The 16,554-nt window shown below is 39.5% G+C and carries 12 protein-coding genes; 5 read left to right on the top strand and 7 right to left on the bottom strand.

Features of this window, described 5'->3' with window-relative positions; translation table 11 throughout:
* Window positions 1-6: 6 nt before the first annotated feature.
* The 3 genes from Q0983_RS00615 to Q0983_RS00605 all read right to left on the bottom strand — a co-directional run bounded on the left by Q0983_RS00615 (window position 7) and on the right by Q0983_RS00605 (window position 2,534).
* Window positions 7-630: a bifunctional nuclease family protein gene (locus Q0983_RS00615; protein WP_299547151.1), complete on the bottom strand. Its 624-nt coding sequence runs from the start codon at window positions 628-630 to the stop codon at window positions 7-9.
* Between the two features lie 117 nt (window positions 631-747).
* Window positions 748-1,707: an electron transfer flavoprotein subunit alpha/FixB family protein gene (locus Q0983_RS00610; RefSeq protein WP_299547148.1), complete on the bottom strand. Its 960-nt coding sequence runs from the start codon at window positions 1,705-1,707 to the stop codon at window positions 748-750.
* A gap of 80 nt (window positions 1,708-1,787) precedes the next feature.
* On the bottom strand, window positions 1,788-2,534 hold the full coding sequence (locus Q0983_RS00605; protein WP_299547145.1) for an electron transfer flavoprotein subunit beta/FixA family protein: 747 nt from the start codon (window positions 2,532-2,534) through the stop codon (window positions 1,788-1,790).
* 331 nt (window positions 2,535-2,865) lie between these two features.
* On the opposite strand from Q0983_RS00605, the gene Q0983_RS00600 reads away from it, so the two are divergent.
* Together Q0983_RS00600 and Q0983_RS00595 are read left to right on the top strand one after the other, a co-directional pair.
* Window positions 2,866-3,843, top strand: coding sequence for a pyruvate dehydrogenase complex E1 component subunit beta (locus Q0983_RS00600; protein ID WP_299547143.1), 978 nt, complete (start codon window positions 2,866-2,868; stop codon window positions 3,841-3,843).
* A gap of 61 nt (window positions 3,844-3,904) precedes the next feature.
* Entirely contained in the window at window positions 3,905-6,400 is a 2,496-nt protein-coding gene (locus tag Q0983_RS00595) for a DUF5686 and carboxypeptidase-like regulatory domain-containing protein (protein WP_299547140.1), read from the top strand.
* Window positions 6,401-6,467: 67 nt separating this feature from the next.
* Here Q0983_RS00595 and Q0983_RS00590 read toward each other — a convergent pair whose 3' ends face one another.
* Complete coding sequence (locus tag Q0983_RS00590; RefSeq protein WP_299547137.1) at window positions 6,468-7,082, bottom strand: hypothetical protein; 615 nt, start codon at window positions 7,080-7,082, stop codon at window positions 6,468-6,470.
* 309 nt (window positions 7,083-7,391) lie between these two features.
* On the opposite strand from Q0983_RS00590, the gene Q0983_RS00585 reads away from it, so the two are divergent.
* Window positions 7,392-9,995 (top strand): glycoside hydrolase family 3 C-terminal domain-containing protein, encoded by a 2,604-nt coding sequence (locus Q0983_RS00585; RefSeq protein ID WP_299547134.1) that lies wholly within the window; start codon window positions 7,392-7,394, stop codon window positions 9,993-9,995.
* A 93-nt stretch (window positions 9,996-10,088) separates the two neighbouring features.
* On the opposite strand, the gene Q0983_RS00580 is transcribed toward Q0983_RS00585, so the two are convergent.
* From Q0983_RS00580 to Q0983_RS00570, 3 genes are all read right to left on the bottom strand, one after another.
* Window positions 10,089-11,039, bottom strand: coding sequence for an Abi family protein (locus tag Q0983_RS00580; protein WP_299547131.1), 951 nt, complete (start codon window positions 11,037-11,039; stop codon window positions 10,089-10,091).
* A 123-nt stretch (window positions 11,040-11,162) separates the two neighbouring features.
* Window positions 11,163-11,927, bottom strand: a complete 765-nt coding sequence (locus Q0983_RS00575) for a cyclase family protein (RefSeq protein WP_299547128.1) — start codon at window positions 11,925-11,927, stop codon at window positions 11,163-11,165.
* Between the two features lie 10 nt (window positions 11,928-11,937).
* On the bottom strand, window positions 11,938-12,816 hold the full coding sequence (locus Q0983_RS00570) for a LysR family transcriptional regulator (protein WP_299547125.1): 879 nt from the start codon (window positions 12,814-12,816) through the stop codon (window positions 11,938-11,940).
* Between the two features lie 82 nt (window positions 12,817-12,898).
* Between Q0983_RS00570 and hutH the strand changes: the two genes are divergently transcribed.
* Window positions 12,899-14,395, top strand: coding sequence for a histidine ammonia-lyase (gene hutH / locus Q0983_RS00565; RefSeq protein WP_299547122.1), 1,497 nt, complete (start codon window positions 12,899-12,901; stop codon window positions 14,393-14,395).
* A 62-nt stretch (window positions 14,396-14,457) separates the two neighbouring features.
* Window positions 14,458-16,455, top strand: coding sequence for a urocanate hydratase (locus tag Q0983_RS00560; RefSeq protein WP_299547119.1), 1,998 nt, complete (start codon window positions 14,458-14,460; stop codon window positions 16,453-16,455).
* Window positions 16,456-16,554: the final 99 nt, after the last annotated feature.

Below are 16,554 nucleotides of genomic sequence, written 5' to 3'. Positions count from 1 at the left end.
ACGTGTTTATTGGCGTTTGGACATTTCGTCCCTGATATGAGCTGCTTTTTCGTAGTCTTCGTTGGCAACGGCTTCATCAAGGAGGGTTTGCAGTTCTTCTAACGTTTTTCCCTTATAGCTCTCTCTTGGTGCACTGGGCTCCATTTCACTGGCAATGACATCATCCACTAAAATACTGTCTTCCTTAGGGGCATTTTCTTCATCCTTTGAAGGATTCACCTTTAAGTAAATACCGGCTTTGTCCAAAATGTTTTTATAAGTGAATATAGGAGCATCAAAGCGAAGCGCTAAAGCAATGGCGTCACTGGTTCTGGCATCAATGATCTCTTCAATCTTATCGCGCTCGCAAATTAAACTGGAATAAAAAACGCCGTCAACTAATTTATGAATGATAACCTGCTTGACCACAATATCAAATCGGTCAGCAAAATTTTTAAAAAGATCATGAGTTAAGGGTCTTGGAGGCCTGATTTCCTTTTCCAAAGCTATGGCAATAGATTGTGCCTCAAAAGCACCTATCACAATAGGGAGTTTGCGGTCTCCGTCTACTTCATTCAATATCAGTGCATAAGCGCCATTTTGGGTTTGGCTATAGGATATCCCCTTAATATTTAATCTTACTAAACTCATAATTTATAAAAAGGCAAAGAACTGTTTAAATTCGGAATTTACCAACTGCCTAAGGCAGATTTAATTATAATTATGCCAAATTAAACAGTTCTTTAAAAATACAAGTTATAAAAAAAATTATTGTTGTGCTTTAAAAGCTTTTAATTTTTCAATGAGTTTTGGAACTACGGTAAAGGCATCACCTACAACGCCGTAATCTGCCGCCTTAAAGAAGGGAGCTTCAGCATCGGTATTGATAACCACTTTTACTTTAGAAGCATTAACACCGGCTAAATGTTGAATGGCCCCGGATATACCGATAGCAATATAGAGGTTAGAAGCCACCGGCTTACCGGTTTGCCCAACGTGCTCGCTATGTGGTCTCCAGCCCAGGTCCGATACCGGTTTGGAACAAGCTGTGGCGGCTCCTAAAACATCAGCTAGTTCTTCTACCATACCCCAGTTTTCAGGGCCTTTTAAGCCACGTCCGCCGGAAACAACAATATCGGCATCGGCAATAGTCACCTTATCGGTGGCTTTATCAACCGACTCTACGGTTACACTTGATTCTGCAATGGCAGGTGAAAAATCTTCCGCGGAAGCATTCCCACCGGTTTCAACCAATCCGAAGGCATTACTGGATACCCCAACAATTTTAACATCGGTATTAATCTGTGATACCTCAAAAGCTTTATTGGTAAAGGCATTTCTTTTTACTGTAAATGGCGAAGTGCTACTTGGTGCTTCAATAACATTGGTGGCATAACCGGCATTTAAACCGACTGCTAAAAGGGGAGCCAAATATTTGCTGTCCGCACTGGAGCTCACAACAACAACCTGGGCATTTTCTTTTTCCGCAGCCTGCCTGATGACATCGGCATATATTTTGGCGTTGAACGCCTTTAAAGCATCGTTTGAAACATTTAAAACCTTATCAACACCATAAGTCCCTAATGCTGAGGTGTCACCGGCATTTATACTTACTGCGGTAACCGTTGTGTCTAATTGGTCCGCTACCGCTTTGGCATAAGAAGCTACCTCTAAAGCGCCTTTTTTAAACGTTCCCTGATCTGATTCTGTATATACTAAAACTGACATAATATTTTTTCAAAATGTAAATTCCAAAAAACAAATCCCAAAAATCAATGAGTTGGAATTTGGTGTTTGAAATTTGGTTATTAGATTACCTTTGCTTCGTTATGAAGTAAATTAATTAATTCATCCAGATTGTCCTCCGAAACTAACTTAACAGCACCTTTTGGAGCCGGTTTTTCAAATTTAACCGAAGACGTTTCCTGGTTAGCTTCCGCAGGGTCAGCCACCGTTAAAGGTTTTTGGCGCGCCATCATAATACCACGCATGTTAGGAATACGCAAGTCACTTTCATCAACCAATCCTTTTTGGCCGCCTATAACTAAAGGAAGCGATGTAGAAACGGTTTCCTTACCACCATCGATCTCCCTGATTGCTGTAGCAGTAGTACCGTCAACTTCCAGGCCAATACAGTTGTTTACAAAGTTGGCATCAGTTAAGCCGGCGATCATGCCGGGAACCATACCGCCGTTATAATCAATAGACTCTCTACCGGCAATCACTAAATCATAACCACCGTCGGTAACTACTTTCGCTAATTGTTTAGCCACCGAAAAACCATCGGTTGCCACCGTGTTAACACGTATGGCAGCATCGGCCCCGATCGCTAAGGCTTTTCGCAGTGTTGGTTCGGTTTCAGGACCACCAACGTTCACAACCGTAAGATGGGCCCCTTGTTTTTCTTTAAACCACATGGCGCGGGTTAATCCGAATTCATCGTTCGGGTTAATGACAAACTGTACGCCATTGGTATCGAATTTTGTATCGTCTTCCGTGAAATTAATCTTTGAAGTAGTATCAGGAACATGACTAATGCACACTAATATTTTCATAGTATTTTATATTAAAAGAAGTATGTTTTTTGAGGTTACGAAGGTAATTATTTTATTTCGAAAAAATACTATGCATGCATAATAAAATTTTAAAAAATTTGTATAAAATTGGGTAATCGGTAGTCTTTCTTTACGAATTTATAACACTTTGGTTGATAAACTGAGGAATGAATAAAATAATCAGAACTTCGTTGCACTATCAATTTTTCATTATTCCCATACAATTTCTGTAAAATTATTAATTTTAAAAGCCTGATGATTTTACTGTTGGTTTTTATGCTAAACTATAAGCAATTATTCCTATTTTTGCATCTCGAATAAAATAGATTTAATGAAGACAATTCAATTTAGAGAGGCTGTTTGTGAAGCCATGAGTGAAGAAATGCGCAGAGATGAAAGCGTATATTTAATGGGAGAGGAAGTAGCGGAATACAATGGAGCGTATAAAGCTTCAAAAGGGATGTTAGATGAATTCGGACCTAAACGTGTTATTGATACGCCTATTGCAGAGCTTGGTTTTGCAGGTATTGCAGTAGGGTCTACCATGACGGGAAACAGGCCTATTGTAGAGTACATGACCTTTAACTTCTCTTTAGTTGGAATTGATCAAATTATAAACAACGCTGCTAAGATCAGGCAAATGTCCGGAGGCCAGTTTAAATGCCCTATTGTTTTCCGTGGCCCTACGGCGTCTGCAGGCCAGCTAGGTGCAACACACTCCCAGGCTTTTGAGAACTGGTTTGCCAATACACCGGGATTAAAAGTCGTAGTGCCATCAAATCCGGCTGATGCTAAAGGTTTATTAAAATCGGCAATCCGTGATGACGATCCGGTGATTTTTATGGAAAGTGAGCAAATGTACGGTGATAAAGGCGAAGTGCCGGAAGGGGAGTACTTAATTCCGATCGGTGTGGCGGATATTAAAAGAAAAGGAGATGATGTGACCATTGTGTCTTTCGGAAAAATTATCAAAGAAGCTTACAAAGCCGCTGACGAGTTAGAAAAAGAAGGCATTTCCTGTGAAATTATAGATTTACGTACGGTGCGCCCTATGGATAGAAAAACCATTATTGAATCGGTTAAGAAAACAAATCGCCTGGTTGTTCTAGAAGAAGCGTGGCCTTTCGGAAGTGTTGCCACGGAGATTACGTATTCGGTTCAGGCCGAGGCGTTTGATTATTTAGATGCTCCTGTTGTAAAATTAAATACTGCTGATACACCGGCACCTTATTCTCCGGTATTATTAAAAGAGTGGTTGCCAAATAGTGAGGATGTTATTAAAGCAGTAAAGAAAGTATTGTATCAATAAATCGATATTTTTTACGTTATATAAACTTCATTAGCATAGTGTTGATGAAGTTTTTTGTATTATGAGCATAAGATTACTCAGTGTATTATTGTTTTTCACTTGTATTAGTGTGTGTGCCCAGACGAAAGTCAGTGGTCATGTATTCGATGAAAATAATGAGCCCGTTTCTTTTGCCAATGTCATATTCCAGGGGTCTACAGAAGGTACTACTACTAATGAAAATGGCAGGTTTTATCTGGAATCTAATGAAACCTGGGAAGCTCTTACCATCACTTTTATAGGGTATGAAACCTTGATTATTCCTTTGGATAAAAAAGTAAGCTACAATTTAAAATTCACCCTAAAGGAGGAAGCAGCGCAATTGGATGCTGTGGTATTAATGACCGGGAAACAGTCTAAAAAGAATAATCCCGCGATCGATATCCTTAGAAAAATTTGGGAGCACAAACGTGAAAACGGACTCAAACGCTTCAAACAATACGAATACGACAAATACGAAAAGGTAGAATTCGATATCAATACGATTGATAGTGCTTTGATAAAGAGCAAATTTTTTAAAGGGATGGAATTTGTTTTTAATGAAGTGGATACCTCTCGCGTTACCGGTAAGACCTATTTGCCTATGTTCATTAATGAAGCGGCTTCTCGGGTTTATGGGGACAATACCACTAGTAAAGAAAAGGAAGTTTTAAAGGGAAACAAGAATTCCGGGTTTAATGACAACCAGGTGATCATTGATTTTGTAGATGACCTGTATTCAGATTATAATGTGTATGATAACTACCTGAAGTTTTTTGATAAGAGTTTTATAAGTCCACTATCAAGAACTGGTATAAACACCTATAACTATGTGTTGACCGATAGCGCCTATATCGATAACAAGTGGTGTTTCAATATCACGTATTATCCAAGGCGTAAAAACGAACTCACTTTTAAAGGGGATTTTTGGGTGGCCGATACCACCTATGCAGTTAAGGAGATCAACTTACAGGCTTCAAAAAGTGCCAATATCAACTGGGTAAAGGAGATCTATATTGAACAGGAATTTGAGGTGTTGAACGATTCTTTATTCCTGGTAAAGCGGGATTATATGATGTCTGATTTTGCTTTTAGTAAAAAGGAAAAATCCAGGGGCGTTTATGGTAAGCGTACCACACTTTATGATAATTATGAATTTGATATTCAAAAGGATAAAAAATTCTATGAAGCCGAAGTGTATAATTATGATAAGGATGTTTATGACAGAGATGATAAATTCTGGGAGGAGAACCGTCTGGAGGCTTTAAATAAAGACGAAAAAGGGGTTTACAAAATGCTGGATACCCTGAAAACAGTCAAAAAATTCAAGCAGCTTTATAATTTAGGGAGTATTTTATCATCGGGTTATATTGAGTTTAATTCGCTGCCTTTGGATTATGGTCCCATTTTTTCAACCTTTGGGTTTAATGAAGTGGAAGGCTTACGCCTTAGAACAGGTGGACGTACTTATTTTGGACGAAATGATCTATGGCGATTGGAAGGCTTCTTGGCTTATGGTTTTAGAGACGATAAGTTTAAATACGGTATTTCCGGGAAGTGGTTGTTGGATAAGAAGAGCCGACTCATTATTTCAGGTGGAAACCGGCGTGATGTGGAGCAAATAGGAGCCAGTTTAACAACCAGTACGGATGTTTTAGGGCGAAGTTTGGCATCATCTGCAGTAGTTGGAACAGGCGCTAATGATAAATTGACCACTATTAATCTAACCAGTTTTGCTTTGGAAGCCGAACCCTTTAGAAATTTGATCTTCCGAGCAGGAGCCAACTATAGAACTTTGGAGTCGGCGTCACCAACCTTTAGTCTGGATTATAATACCCCAACAGGTGTTGAGTCTGAAATCAAACAGTTTGAGACTTCCTTGTCTTTATTCTATTTCCCGGGACGCAAAATGACGGGGTTTGGTGTGGAACGCCATGATGCCAACGATGACTACGCCCGTATTTTTGCCCAGGTAAGCCGGGGCGACAAAAGTATGTTCAATAGTGATTTTGATTATACTAAAGTGCAGTTTTCTTATGTACAACCCTGGCAGGTAGGTGGATTTGGAAGGTTAACAACGTCTATTGAAGCAGGGAAGACCTTTGGGGAAGTGCCACTTGGATTGTTAAGTGTCATTCCGGGAAATCAGTCATACTTTTCAATTTATAATACCTTTTCACAACTGGACTTTTACGAGTTTGTGTCAGATACCTATACCTCGTTTCATGTAGAACACAATTTTAACGGACGCTTATTCTCCAGAATTCCTTTCCTTAGAAAATTCAATTTACGTGAAATTATCAGTGTTCGTGGGGTTTGGGGTGAGATCTCCGATGAAAATGTAGCCTTGAGCACCACAAACCATCCCTATAATATTCCTTTGATAGCCCCGAGTGATAAAGTCTATTATGAATATGGACTTGGTATTGGCAATATTTTTAAGGTCTTCCGTTTAGATTTTAATTTCAGAGGAAACTACCTGGATAATCCCGGTGCCCGAAAGTTTGGGGTGACCGGTACCTTTGGGTTTCATTTTTAGGGAAGTTTGTCTAACGGTTGGTGTATGAGTATGTTCGAGAGGAGTGAAGCATTGCCTCATTGCATTGTTAATCATTTTTTTCCTTGGCTTTCTTTATACTGTAAATAGCATATTTATACGTTTTTTCAACAGACTTTTTTCTAAGATACAGGTATTGATAAAATGAGAACAATATAAGCATAACTAAACCTATGATTATTAGGAGTTTTGAAGTCTGTGAATTATCAACTACTATATAATAAATCAGAATTGGTATAATACATATTACCAAGGTCCTGAAAAATTTGGAACTAATCATATCTATTTCTACTTCATTAACATAACTTGAATTAGATTCTAACAACAGGAACCTTGCCCACTCATAATTTGATAAATTTGGGTAATCATCTTTTTTATGCTTTTTGACTTCCTCCAATAAATCTGAATTTTTAGATGACATTAGTTTGTCATAAATTTTATCTAAAATTCTTCCGATTCTCTTGAGTACGTGTCCGAATATGTATGAATAGAATAGTAGAACCGCTAATTGAAATTTGTTGTCGGATTCACTAAGTTTATTAAATACGCCCTCTACTGTTTCCGGAGTATTAAATATTAGAAATATAACAAGTATTCCACCTGGAACCAGGATAGTGAAGAAATCTTGTAAGCCAATAAAAAAGTCATTTGGTTTAAAGTTCATTTTTTTACTTATTTCATTGATTAATTGCGACTAACTTTTTATTTGTGGAATAAAAATGCGTATTACCATTAATTATTTCGAGATAATAAGAATTATTAATATGCTTTGTTGCTCAGTATAAAAGTAGCTGGAATTTTTTGCAAAATCAAGCTTCATAAATTGCTCCATATTTAGTTGCTAAAACTTGTAAAAAAGTTACGAAAAGTTTTCGTAGATAAATGATTTTTTTATTGGTAAATTTTTCATTTTTTAAGATATGTTTTGTCCGTATCGTATCTTTGAGAATTCTATTTAAAACCCCCATTTGCAATGAGTAAAAAGTTCTTGTTTAGTACGCTGTTAATATTTGTAAGCATCGCCTTTTTTAACGCACAAGTATGGAAAAATCCCAATGCTAGTATTGATGACAGAGTGGAAGATCTATTGTCTAAAATGACGCTGGATGAAAAAATAAGTTACTGCGGGTCGCGTATACCGGGAATAGAGCGCTTGGATATTCCGTATTTTGAATGGTACGGTGAAGCGCTTCACGGACTTAAAGCCTGGAATTGTACGCAGTTCCCGCAAAATATAGCAATGGGTGCTACCTGGAACCCCGATCTGATGTTTGATGTGGCAACCGCCATATCTAATGAAGCCAGAGCTTTAAAAAACTCAGGACAAAAAGAAGTGATGATGTTTGCGCCAACGGTGAATATGGCCAGAGATCCACGCTGGGGAAGAAACGAAGAATGCTATAGCGAAGATCCCTTTCTTATGTCGGAAATCGCCCGCATGTACATTCGAGGCATGCAGGGTAACGATCCTAACTATGTAAAAACAGTCACCACCGTTAAGCATTACGTGGCCAACAATGTGGATACCCGAAGAGAATACAGCCATTCGCTGGTTAGAATGAAAGATCTATACGAATATTATTTTCCGGCATACAAAACCTGTATTGTTGATGAAGAAGCTACCGGTATTATGACTGGCTTAAACGGCTTAAATGGCATTCCGTGTTCAGCACATGACTGGCTTGTAAATGACGTGTTACGAAACGAATGGGGATTTGAGGGTTATGTCATTGCCGATTGGGCAGCGGTCCAGGGCGTAGAAAAGCGCCTGCGATATGCACAAACCCAGGAAGAAGCGGCTGCCATGGCCATAAAGGCGGGCGTAGATCAGGAGTGTTTTAGGCATAAAACCAAATCGGCCCCTTTTGTAAGAGCTCTTAAACCGGCTATCGAACAAGGGTTATTAACTGAGGCGGAATTGGATGTTTCAGTCAGAAGATTACTAAGGCTTCGATTTATGACCGGCGATTTTGATGACCCGTCCCTTAATCCGTATTCAAAAATTCCAAAAAGCGTTTTGGAATGTGACACCCATAAGCAACTGGCCTTAGAAGCTGCGGAACAATCTATAGTGCTATTAAAAAATGAAGATGATATATTACCACTTAAAAAAGACAGTGGTAAACTGGCCGTTATTGGCCCTTTTGCCAATCGCTGTTGGTTGGGAATCTATTCCGGGAATCCAAAAAGTAAGATAGCACCGCTTGAGGGTATTCAAAAAAGTACCTCAGGAGAAGTAAGTTTCGCCGAAGGTTGTTCGGTTACCGGAGATGCTAGTGATCAACAAAAGATTAGCGAAGCCGTTGCTTTGGCTAAAAACTCCGATTATGTTATACTGGTTGTTGGAAACGACGAATCAACCGCCACGGAAACCCGGGACCGGATGTCACTAAAACTACCGGGGAAACAGCATCAGCTTATTAAAGCAGTTCAGGCGGTAAATAAAAATGTTATCCTTGTGCTTATACCAAGTGGATCCACATCCATAGGGTGGGAGCAGGAAAACATTCCCGGTATCATTTGCGCATGGCCTAACGGACAGGAGCAAGGTACCGCATTGGCAAACGTATTGTTTGGCGACGTAAATCCCGGTGGCAAACTCAGTACGACCTGGGTTAAATCAGAAAATGACCTGCCACATATGCATGATTACAACGTCCAGACCTGGAAAGATGATTACGGTCCGGAAACAGGACGCACTTATATGTATTCCAAAGTGAGACCCTTGTATTCGTTTGGCTATGGGTTAAGCTATACACAATTTGAGATTCGGGATGTTAATGTGAGCAGAAGCCATATAAAAGTGATGGAAGATGTGGTTTTAACCGCTAAAGTTTCTAATGTGGGCAAAATGGACGGTGATGAAATTGTACAGGTGTATGTTCGTGATGTAGCATCCTCGGACATAGTACCGGCCAAAGCGTTAAAAGGATTTAGACGATTACATATTCCTGCCGGAGAAAGTAAAACGGTGGCCATCAAATTGCCCTACGAAGCATTTTCGCATTACGATACAAACTCAAAACAGTTCAAGGTTGAAGCCGGCGACTTCGAGATTATGATAGGGCAGTCGAGTGAAAAGATCGTAGCGGTAAAAACTGTAAAGGTTGACAACGGATCGATCCCAAAAATTCGTGTGGGGCAAAAGAGTGGTTATTTTGATGCCACCGATGAGAATCGAACAAAACCATGGGATTATTTATATCAAAATAACACATTTGGAAGTGCTGAAAAAAATCAGGATGATGATACATCATTTGACTGGGTTAAATATGAAATTCTGTTTGTAGACCCGGGTGTGTATGTAAATACATGGGATGCCGAACTTTCATTTAGATCTACTTCAAAAGACGCTGTTTTGGAAGCCTCAATGCAAGGTATTAAGATCAATACTTACAAGGTGGGCGGCAAACAAACACAGGCAATTAAAATTCCTATTCCGCCTGAGTATGGAAAACCGGTGCGTTTAAAACTAAAAACCCTAAAAGGTGAGATTGTGCATAAGGCTGTAAAAATTATGCATCCTGGAAATAAAGCCCCTTTTGTGATCACTGAGATTGTTGAAAGATCAGAGTAGTTTTGATCGCTTTCTTATAAATTAATGGCTATTAAGATGGTTCCCAAAAGTTTCTTAGTAAGATGCTTTTGGGCTTTTGTTCTAAGAGGTTTTTTATTTCCAAAGAGACTGATTTTTCCAATCCTCAGGGAATCCCATATGATAAAGGTCAACTTCTGGATACTTATTTATAAGTTCAAGTAATTGCTTTTTATATTTATTATAAGGGTTTATAAATTGTAAGCAATATAGGATTACACAGATTGAAGCATAGATTTTTAAAATCTTATCATTCTCATCGACGTTTTCTAATGTGTGCCCGGTGGGATCATAATTATTCTCCCATTTATCTACCCAATTTCCTTTCGGGGATTTTAACCATTCTGGTTTTATGGTTAAAATAATATTCCATAATCGACCATGGTGAGCACAAATATTTCTAATATAAATCAAATTATCTAACCAGGAAATCAATAAACTATGATGAATACCTAAACTTTTTGAAATGGGAATGAGTTGTTTATTGTCTTTTATGTTTTTCAAAATGGAAAGTAGGTTAGTAAAAGTTAGCAATTCGAATGATTTCCACGAAGGAGGTAAATACTGTATATACTTTCTTTGATATTTTAAAATAAATTCTTGTTTTGTCTCCTGAAGATTTTTTGTGACTTTGGATAAAAATTGAATATAATTCGGGAAATTACGAAAAGGCTCTTTTTTTTGGTACCAAAAACCAGATTTATAATGATGCGATAAATGGTAAATTGTTTGGGTTCTAACAGCAATTTCAATTTGTTCAATTGCTTGAAAAGTAATAGCTCTTAATTCACTATCAAATTGATAAAGCTTAAAAATTGTTTCAAAAGATGCCCCGCTTTTAAAAAGTTCTTCCTCTTTCGGAGTTTTAAGCATTGGGTACCAATAATTACTCAATCTATTATAACTAATATAAGTTAATATTTTTTCCGCCTTTTCTTCATTTGGTATGGATAGTCCTCTGTCTTTTAAAAGCTTTACTTGGTTTTCAAATGTTTTAGGTAGTTTGCTATATGTGACTTTAAGCATGCTTATAAAAACAAAAAACCCCCCAAAAGTGCACATCGTTGAGAGGTCCGGGAGGTGTTGATATTACAAAGTTAGCTTTTTTGTGTTTAAAAACAAAAATATTCTTACAAATAATAACTTGTATTAATCCTCCATTAAAGCCACAACTCTTGCAGGAGCCGCAGAAGCACCTACAATCTTTAACGGAAATACCGCCACTTTAAAGCCGGAATAGGGCAGGGCGTCCAGGTTTACCAATTGCTCCATATGGCAATATTCTTTTCGGTTCCCTACCAGATGGGCTTCCCAGAAGAAGTCGGGATTATTATCTTTTTTGGCCTTTTCAATCATATAAGGTAAGGGTAGATCCCAACCCCAGGAATCAATGCCCATCACTTTGATTCCCTTGTCAATTAACCATTCTGTAGCTTCAGCGCTCATACCGGTACCCTTTTTATGAAAGTCCTTAGTGCCGTTATAGATATCACGCCCCGTTTTAATAAGCACGATCATATCATGTTCCAATTTGAGCTTATGTGCTTCTAAAAACGCTTCTATATCGTTGACCGTTATCGGGTCAAAATCGGCTTTGTGTTTCATATCTATTACAACGCCATCACCATAACACCAATCTAATGGAATTTCATCAATAGTCTTTGCTTTTTCTCCGTTTACGGTAGGGGCATAATGCCAGGGCGCATCGATATGTGTGGTAGCATGCACGCCCATTTTCTTTATGGTATCATCGGCCCAGCCTTCAAACCCTTTGGGAAATAATTTAAAAGGTAAGCCTAAAATACGGAGCAACCATTTGGCCTTTTTATGAGGCTTATGTTTGATCTTAACTTTCATAAACCAGGGGTCTTCTTTGTTGTACTGAATAGGTTTGGATAGGTCTATTAGTTTCATTTTGTATGAATTATTTTATCAAATTTAAAAAATCGTTCAATATGGGATTGCGGTTGTTTTTATTCCAGACCACAGAAAGGGTGGTTTTTTGCCGGATCTTTTTTAATTCTATAAATCGTATGTTTTTGTTTTCGGTAATTAAAGATTTGGGTACTATGGAAATGCCAAACCCGTTTTCAACCAATTTATATATGGAACCGGCGTGAACCGTATTATGAGAGACTATAGGTGTAAACCCGCTATCATCAAAAATTTGCATGACACGCTCATAATATGAGGCGCTGTATTTTGGATCGAATAAAATAAAAGAGGCTTCTTTAAAAGCTGATAGATTTCTAAAGTTTTCGGAACTGACGGGGTAGTCTTTGGGCAGAACCAAACAGAAGGATTCTTTTAAAACGGGTTTTATTTCCAGGCCTTTCGGAACGCGTTCTAGTCTTACAAAGCCCAGGTCCAGGTCAAACGATAACAATTCCTGTATCTGGGTTTGGTTGTCTAATTCTTTTAAGTTGAAAACGGTGTTGGGGTGTGCCTCTTCAAATGCCAATAACAAATCAGGAATGATCTGCTGCATGGCCGAACCCACATAGCCTAACTTCAGATCGCCTTTTTTACCATCGTGCAATAGTTTGGCATGTTGTAAGGTTTGATCTAAATTTTTTAAGGTTAGGGTCAGTTCTTTTTTTAGAAATGTCCCTGCTTTAGTCAATAGCACTTTTCGGTTATGTCTTTCAAATAAGGTGACGCCCAAATCCGCTTCCATTTGTTTGATTTGTCGGCTTAATCCGGGTTGAGAAATATAGAGTCTTTCTGCGGCGCGCCTAAAGTGCAGGGTTTCGGCCACAGCCAGAAAATATTTCAGATGTCTTAATTCTAATTGATTACTCATAGTTATCAATTTGTAACAAAGATAGTCTTTTTAAGCATTAAAATTAGGAATAACTTTGAAGAAAGAAAAATGCATAATGGATATGAGTTTTAAATACGGCATAGAGCCACTTACGGTTGATAAAGTTCTGGATATTGCAGGAGGCACACTGAAGGCAGAAATTACCTCGGAAGCTAAGGATAAGGTGATGGCTTGCAGGCAAAAGGTGGAGGCTATGGCAAACGGCAATAAGGCGGTTTATGGTATTAATACCGGTTTTGGCCCTTTATGCGAAGTACAGATCACGCCGGAAGAAACAAAAGCTCTGCAACGAAATTTATTGTTAACGCACGCCGTAGGGGTTGGAAAACCGATTGATAAGCAATTGTCGAAAATCATGATGATCTGCAAAGTGCATGCCTTGTGTCAGGGATTTTCAGGGGTGCGCCTAGAGTTGATTGAACGTATTATTTATTTTATTGAGAATGATTTGTTGCCCGTTGTCCCGGAGCAAGGGTCGGTAGGTGCTTCAGGTGATTTGGCGCCCCTGTCACACCTGTTCTTACCATTAATTGGGGAAGGAGAATTTTGGATTGGAGATACAATTAAGCCGGCCACGGAGGTGTTAAAGGCTCATGAGTTAATATCTATGGAGTTACATGCTAAAGAGGGGCTTGGTTTGATAAATGGTACCCAGTTTATTTTAGCACATGCCATTGTGGGACTTCATAAGATGCAATATCTGTTGGATATGGCCGATGTAGCCGGGGCCATGAGTATTGAAGGGTATCAGGGCAGCTTTTCACCATTTAAAGACGAGCTCCATAAAATAAGGCCTTATAAAGGCACTATTGAAGTGGCAGAACGGATGTTTATGTTACTCTATAGGTCACAAAATGTCGATTCCCATGAAAACTGCGGACGTGTGCAGGACCCCTATTCCATGCGTTGTATTCCACAAGTGCACGGTGCTTCCAGGAATGCCTATTATCACTTAAATGAACTGGCCGAAATTGAACTGAATTCGGTGACCGATAACCCGATTGTGTTAAGTGATACCGAAGCGATTTCCGGTGGCAACTTCCACGGACAGCCCTTAGCTATGGCGCTTGATTACTGTTCGGTGGCTGCCGCCGAATTAGGGAACATTTCAGATAGACGCTGCTATTTGTTATTGGAAGGCCAGTATGGTTTGCCCAGATTATTAACGACAGGTGGCGGCGGATTGAATTCCGGGTTTATGATACCACAATACACCACGGCAGCCCTGGTGACTGAAAACAAGGCGTTGTGTTTTCCACCTTCGGCAGATAGTGTACCTACCTCATTAGGGCAGGAAGACCATGTGTCTATGGGAAGTATTTCAGGTAGAAAGTTCAATCAGATCCTTGAAAATCTGGAAAAGATCCTGGCCATTGAATTGATGTACGGTGCCCAGGCTTTAGAGTTTAGAAGACCCAATACCTTTTCAGATATCATAGAAGAGAACTTTAGAATTATAAGGGCTAAAGTACCAAAACTGGAAGACGACAGAGCTTTAAAACCGGACATCGATGCCATGATTGAGTTGGTAAGAACCCGGGCGTTTAATTTAAGGTAGTGAAAGTTTCAAAAGACCTGCAAGGTTTTAAAAACCTGGCAGGTCTAAAAAATATAAAGAGGATGACATTTAAAGAGCAGATATTACAAGGCATTCCTAAGGAGTTGCCACCAAAACGAACCTATCCGGAAGGGGTTAACAAAGCACCTAGGCGAAAAGATATTTTGACCGTTGAAGAAAAGCAGTTAGCTATCAAAAATGCCTTGCGTTATTTTCCCAAAACGTGGCACAAAGAATTGGCTGCAGAATTTGCCAGAGAGTTGAAGGAATTCGGTAGAATTTATATGTACCGGTTTAAACCGGATTACAAAATATATGCGCGACCGATTTCGGAATACCCTGCTAAGTCTGTGCAGGCTGCAGCCATTATGGTGATGATCCAGAATAATCTGGATCCCGCCGTGGCGCAGCATCCTGAGGAATTGATTACCTATGGAGGTAATGGTGCGGTGTTTCAAAATTGGGCGCAATATCTGCTAACCATGAAATATCTGGCAACTATGACCGAGGAGCAAACCCTCCATTTGTACTCTGGCCACCCTATGGGCTTGTTTCCATCCTCTGAGAATGCGCCTAGAGTGGTGGTAACCAATGGCATGATGATCCCCAATTATTCACAGCCGGACGATTGGGAAAAATTCAATGCCCTTGGGGTGACGCAGTATGGGCAAATGACAGCGGGTTCGTTTATGTATATTGGTCCGCAAGGCATTGTACACGGCACCACTATTACAGTGATGAATGCGTTCCGTAAAATTTTAAATAAAGATGAAAATCCCAACGGGAAGATCTTTTTGACAGCCGGACTGGGCGGTATGAGTGGAGCACAACCAAAAGCCGGGAATATAGCCGGTTGTATTACTATTGCTGCTGAGGTAAATCCTAAAGCAGCTACCAAACGGCATGAACAAGGTTGGGTGGATGTGTTGGTTGATAATTTAGATGATTTGGTTAACCGGGTAAAAAAAGCTCAAGAGGCTAACGATATAGTTTCTATAGCCTACATTGGGAATGTAGTTGAAGTTTGGGAGCGTTTTTATGAGGATGATATTTTTGTACACGTTGGGTCAGATCAAACGTCGTTGCATATTCCGTGGACAGGAGGTTATTATCCGGTTGGGCTGTCTTATGAGGCATCCAATAGAATGATTCGGGAAGCACCGGAACTATTCAAACAAAAGGTGCAGGAATCTTTAAGAAGACATGCCGCAGTGATCAATAAACATACGTCAAGAGGTACCTATTTTTTTGATTATGGCAATGCCTTTTTATTGGAAGCCTCCAGGGCAGGAGCAGAGGTGATGGCTGAAAATGGTATTGATTTTAAATATCCGTCCTATGTGCAGGATATTTTAGGGCCCATGTGTTTCGATTATGGTTTCGGACCGTTCCGTTGGGTATGCACATCGGGGAAGCCTGAGGATTTGGATAAAACCGACACTATTGCTGCGGACGTGTTGCAGGGCATTATGGAACATTCCCCGGAGGAGATCCGGTTACAAATGCAGGATAATATCACCTGGATACAAAATGCCAAACAAAATAAGATGGTCGTGGGGTCGCAAGCCCGTATTTTATATGCGGATGCCGAAGGTAGAATGAAAATTGCCAAGGCGTTTAATGATGCTATTGCTCTGGGTAAAATTGGACAGGTGGTTTTAGGTAGAGACCACCATGATGTAAGCGGTACCGATTCACCGTTTAGAGAAACCTCTAATATTTATGACGGTAGTAAGTTTACGGCAGATATGGCCATACATAATGTGATTGGAGATAGTTTCAGAGGGGCTACCTGGGTATCCATCCACAACGGAGGAGGCGTTGGCTGGGGAGAAGTGATCAATGGGGGTTTCGGGTTGGTGTTAGATGGTACCGAAGAAGCCGAAGAACGTTTAAAAAGTATGCTGTTTTATGATGTCAATAACGGCATTGCACGCCGAAGTTGGGCAAGGAATGATGAAGCTTTATTTGCAATTAAACGTGAAATGGAACGAACGCCTAATTTAAAAGTAACTTTACCTAATTTAGTAGACGACACTATTTTAAATGAGTTATTTTAATGGCTCCTCCCTTTTTTAAAGGGAGGTGGATCCCGATGGTAATCGGGATTCGGAGGGTTAGACACAGCAATTTCAAAAATTTTGTAATGACAAAATAAT

The organism is Seonamhaeicola sp., assembly GCF_028281565.1.
In the GTDB taxonomy this organism is placed as follows: domain Bacteria; phylum Bacteroidota; class Bacteroidia; order Flavobacteriales; family Flavobacteriaceae; genus Seonamhaeicola.
Note: the sequence above shows the minus strand (reverse complement) of the source record. Positions and strands in the feature narration are given on the sequence as shown.

Bases quoted from the DNA above. Each gene is read 5' to 3' on its own strand.
- Q0983_RS00560 (WP_299547119.1), top strand. From the start codon at position 14,458: ATGACATTTAAAGAGCAGATATTACAAGGCATTCCTAAGGAGTTGCCA.
- Q0983_RS00600 (WP_299547143.1), top strand. From the start codon at position 2,866: ATGAAGACAATTCAATTTAGAGAGGCTGTTTGTGAAGCCATGAGTGAA.
- Q0983_RS00590 (WP_299547137.1), bottom strand. From the start codon at position 7,082: ATGAACTTTAAACCAAATGACTTTTTTATTGGCTTACAAGATTTCTTC.
- hutH (WP_299547122.1), top strand. From the start codon at position 12,899: ATGAGTTTTAAATACGGCATAGAGCCACTTACGGTTGATAAAGTTCTG.
- Q0983_RS00585 (WP_299547134.1), top strand. From the start codon at position 7,392: ATGAGTAAAAAGTTCTTGTTTAGTACGCTGTTAATATTTGTAAGCATC.
- Q0983_RS00605 (WP_299547145.1), bottom strand. From the start codon at position 2,534: ATGAAAATATTAGTGTGCATTAGTCATGTTCCTGATACTACTTCAAAG.
- Q0983_RS00615 (WP_299547151.1), bottom strand. From the start codon at position 630: ATGAGTTTAGTAAGATTAAATATTAAGGGGATATCCTATAGCCAAACC.
- Q0983_RS00570 (WP_299547125.1), bottom strand. From the start codon at position 12,816: ATGAGTAATCAATTAGAATTAAGACATCTGAAATATTTTCTGGCTGTG.
- Q0983_RS00580 (WP_299547131.1), bottom strand. From the start codon at position 11,039: ATGCTTAAAGTCACATATAGCAAACTACCTAAAACATTTGAAAACCAA.
- Q0983_RS00610 (WP_299547148.1), bottom strand. From the start codon at position 1,707: ATGTCAGTTTTAGTATATACAGAATCAGATCAGGGAACGTTTAAAAAA.
- Q0983_RS00595 (WP_299547140.1), top strand. From the start codon at position 3,905: ATGAGCATAAGATTACTCAGTGTATTATTGTTTTTCACTTGTATTAGT.
- Q0983_RS00575 (WP_299547128.1), bottom strand. From the start codon at position 11,927: ATGAAACTAATAGACCTATCCAAACCTATTCAGTACAACAAAGAAGAC.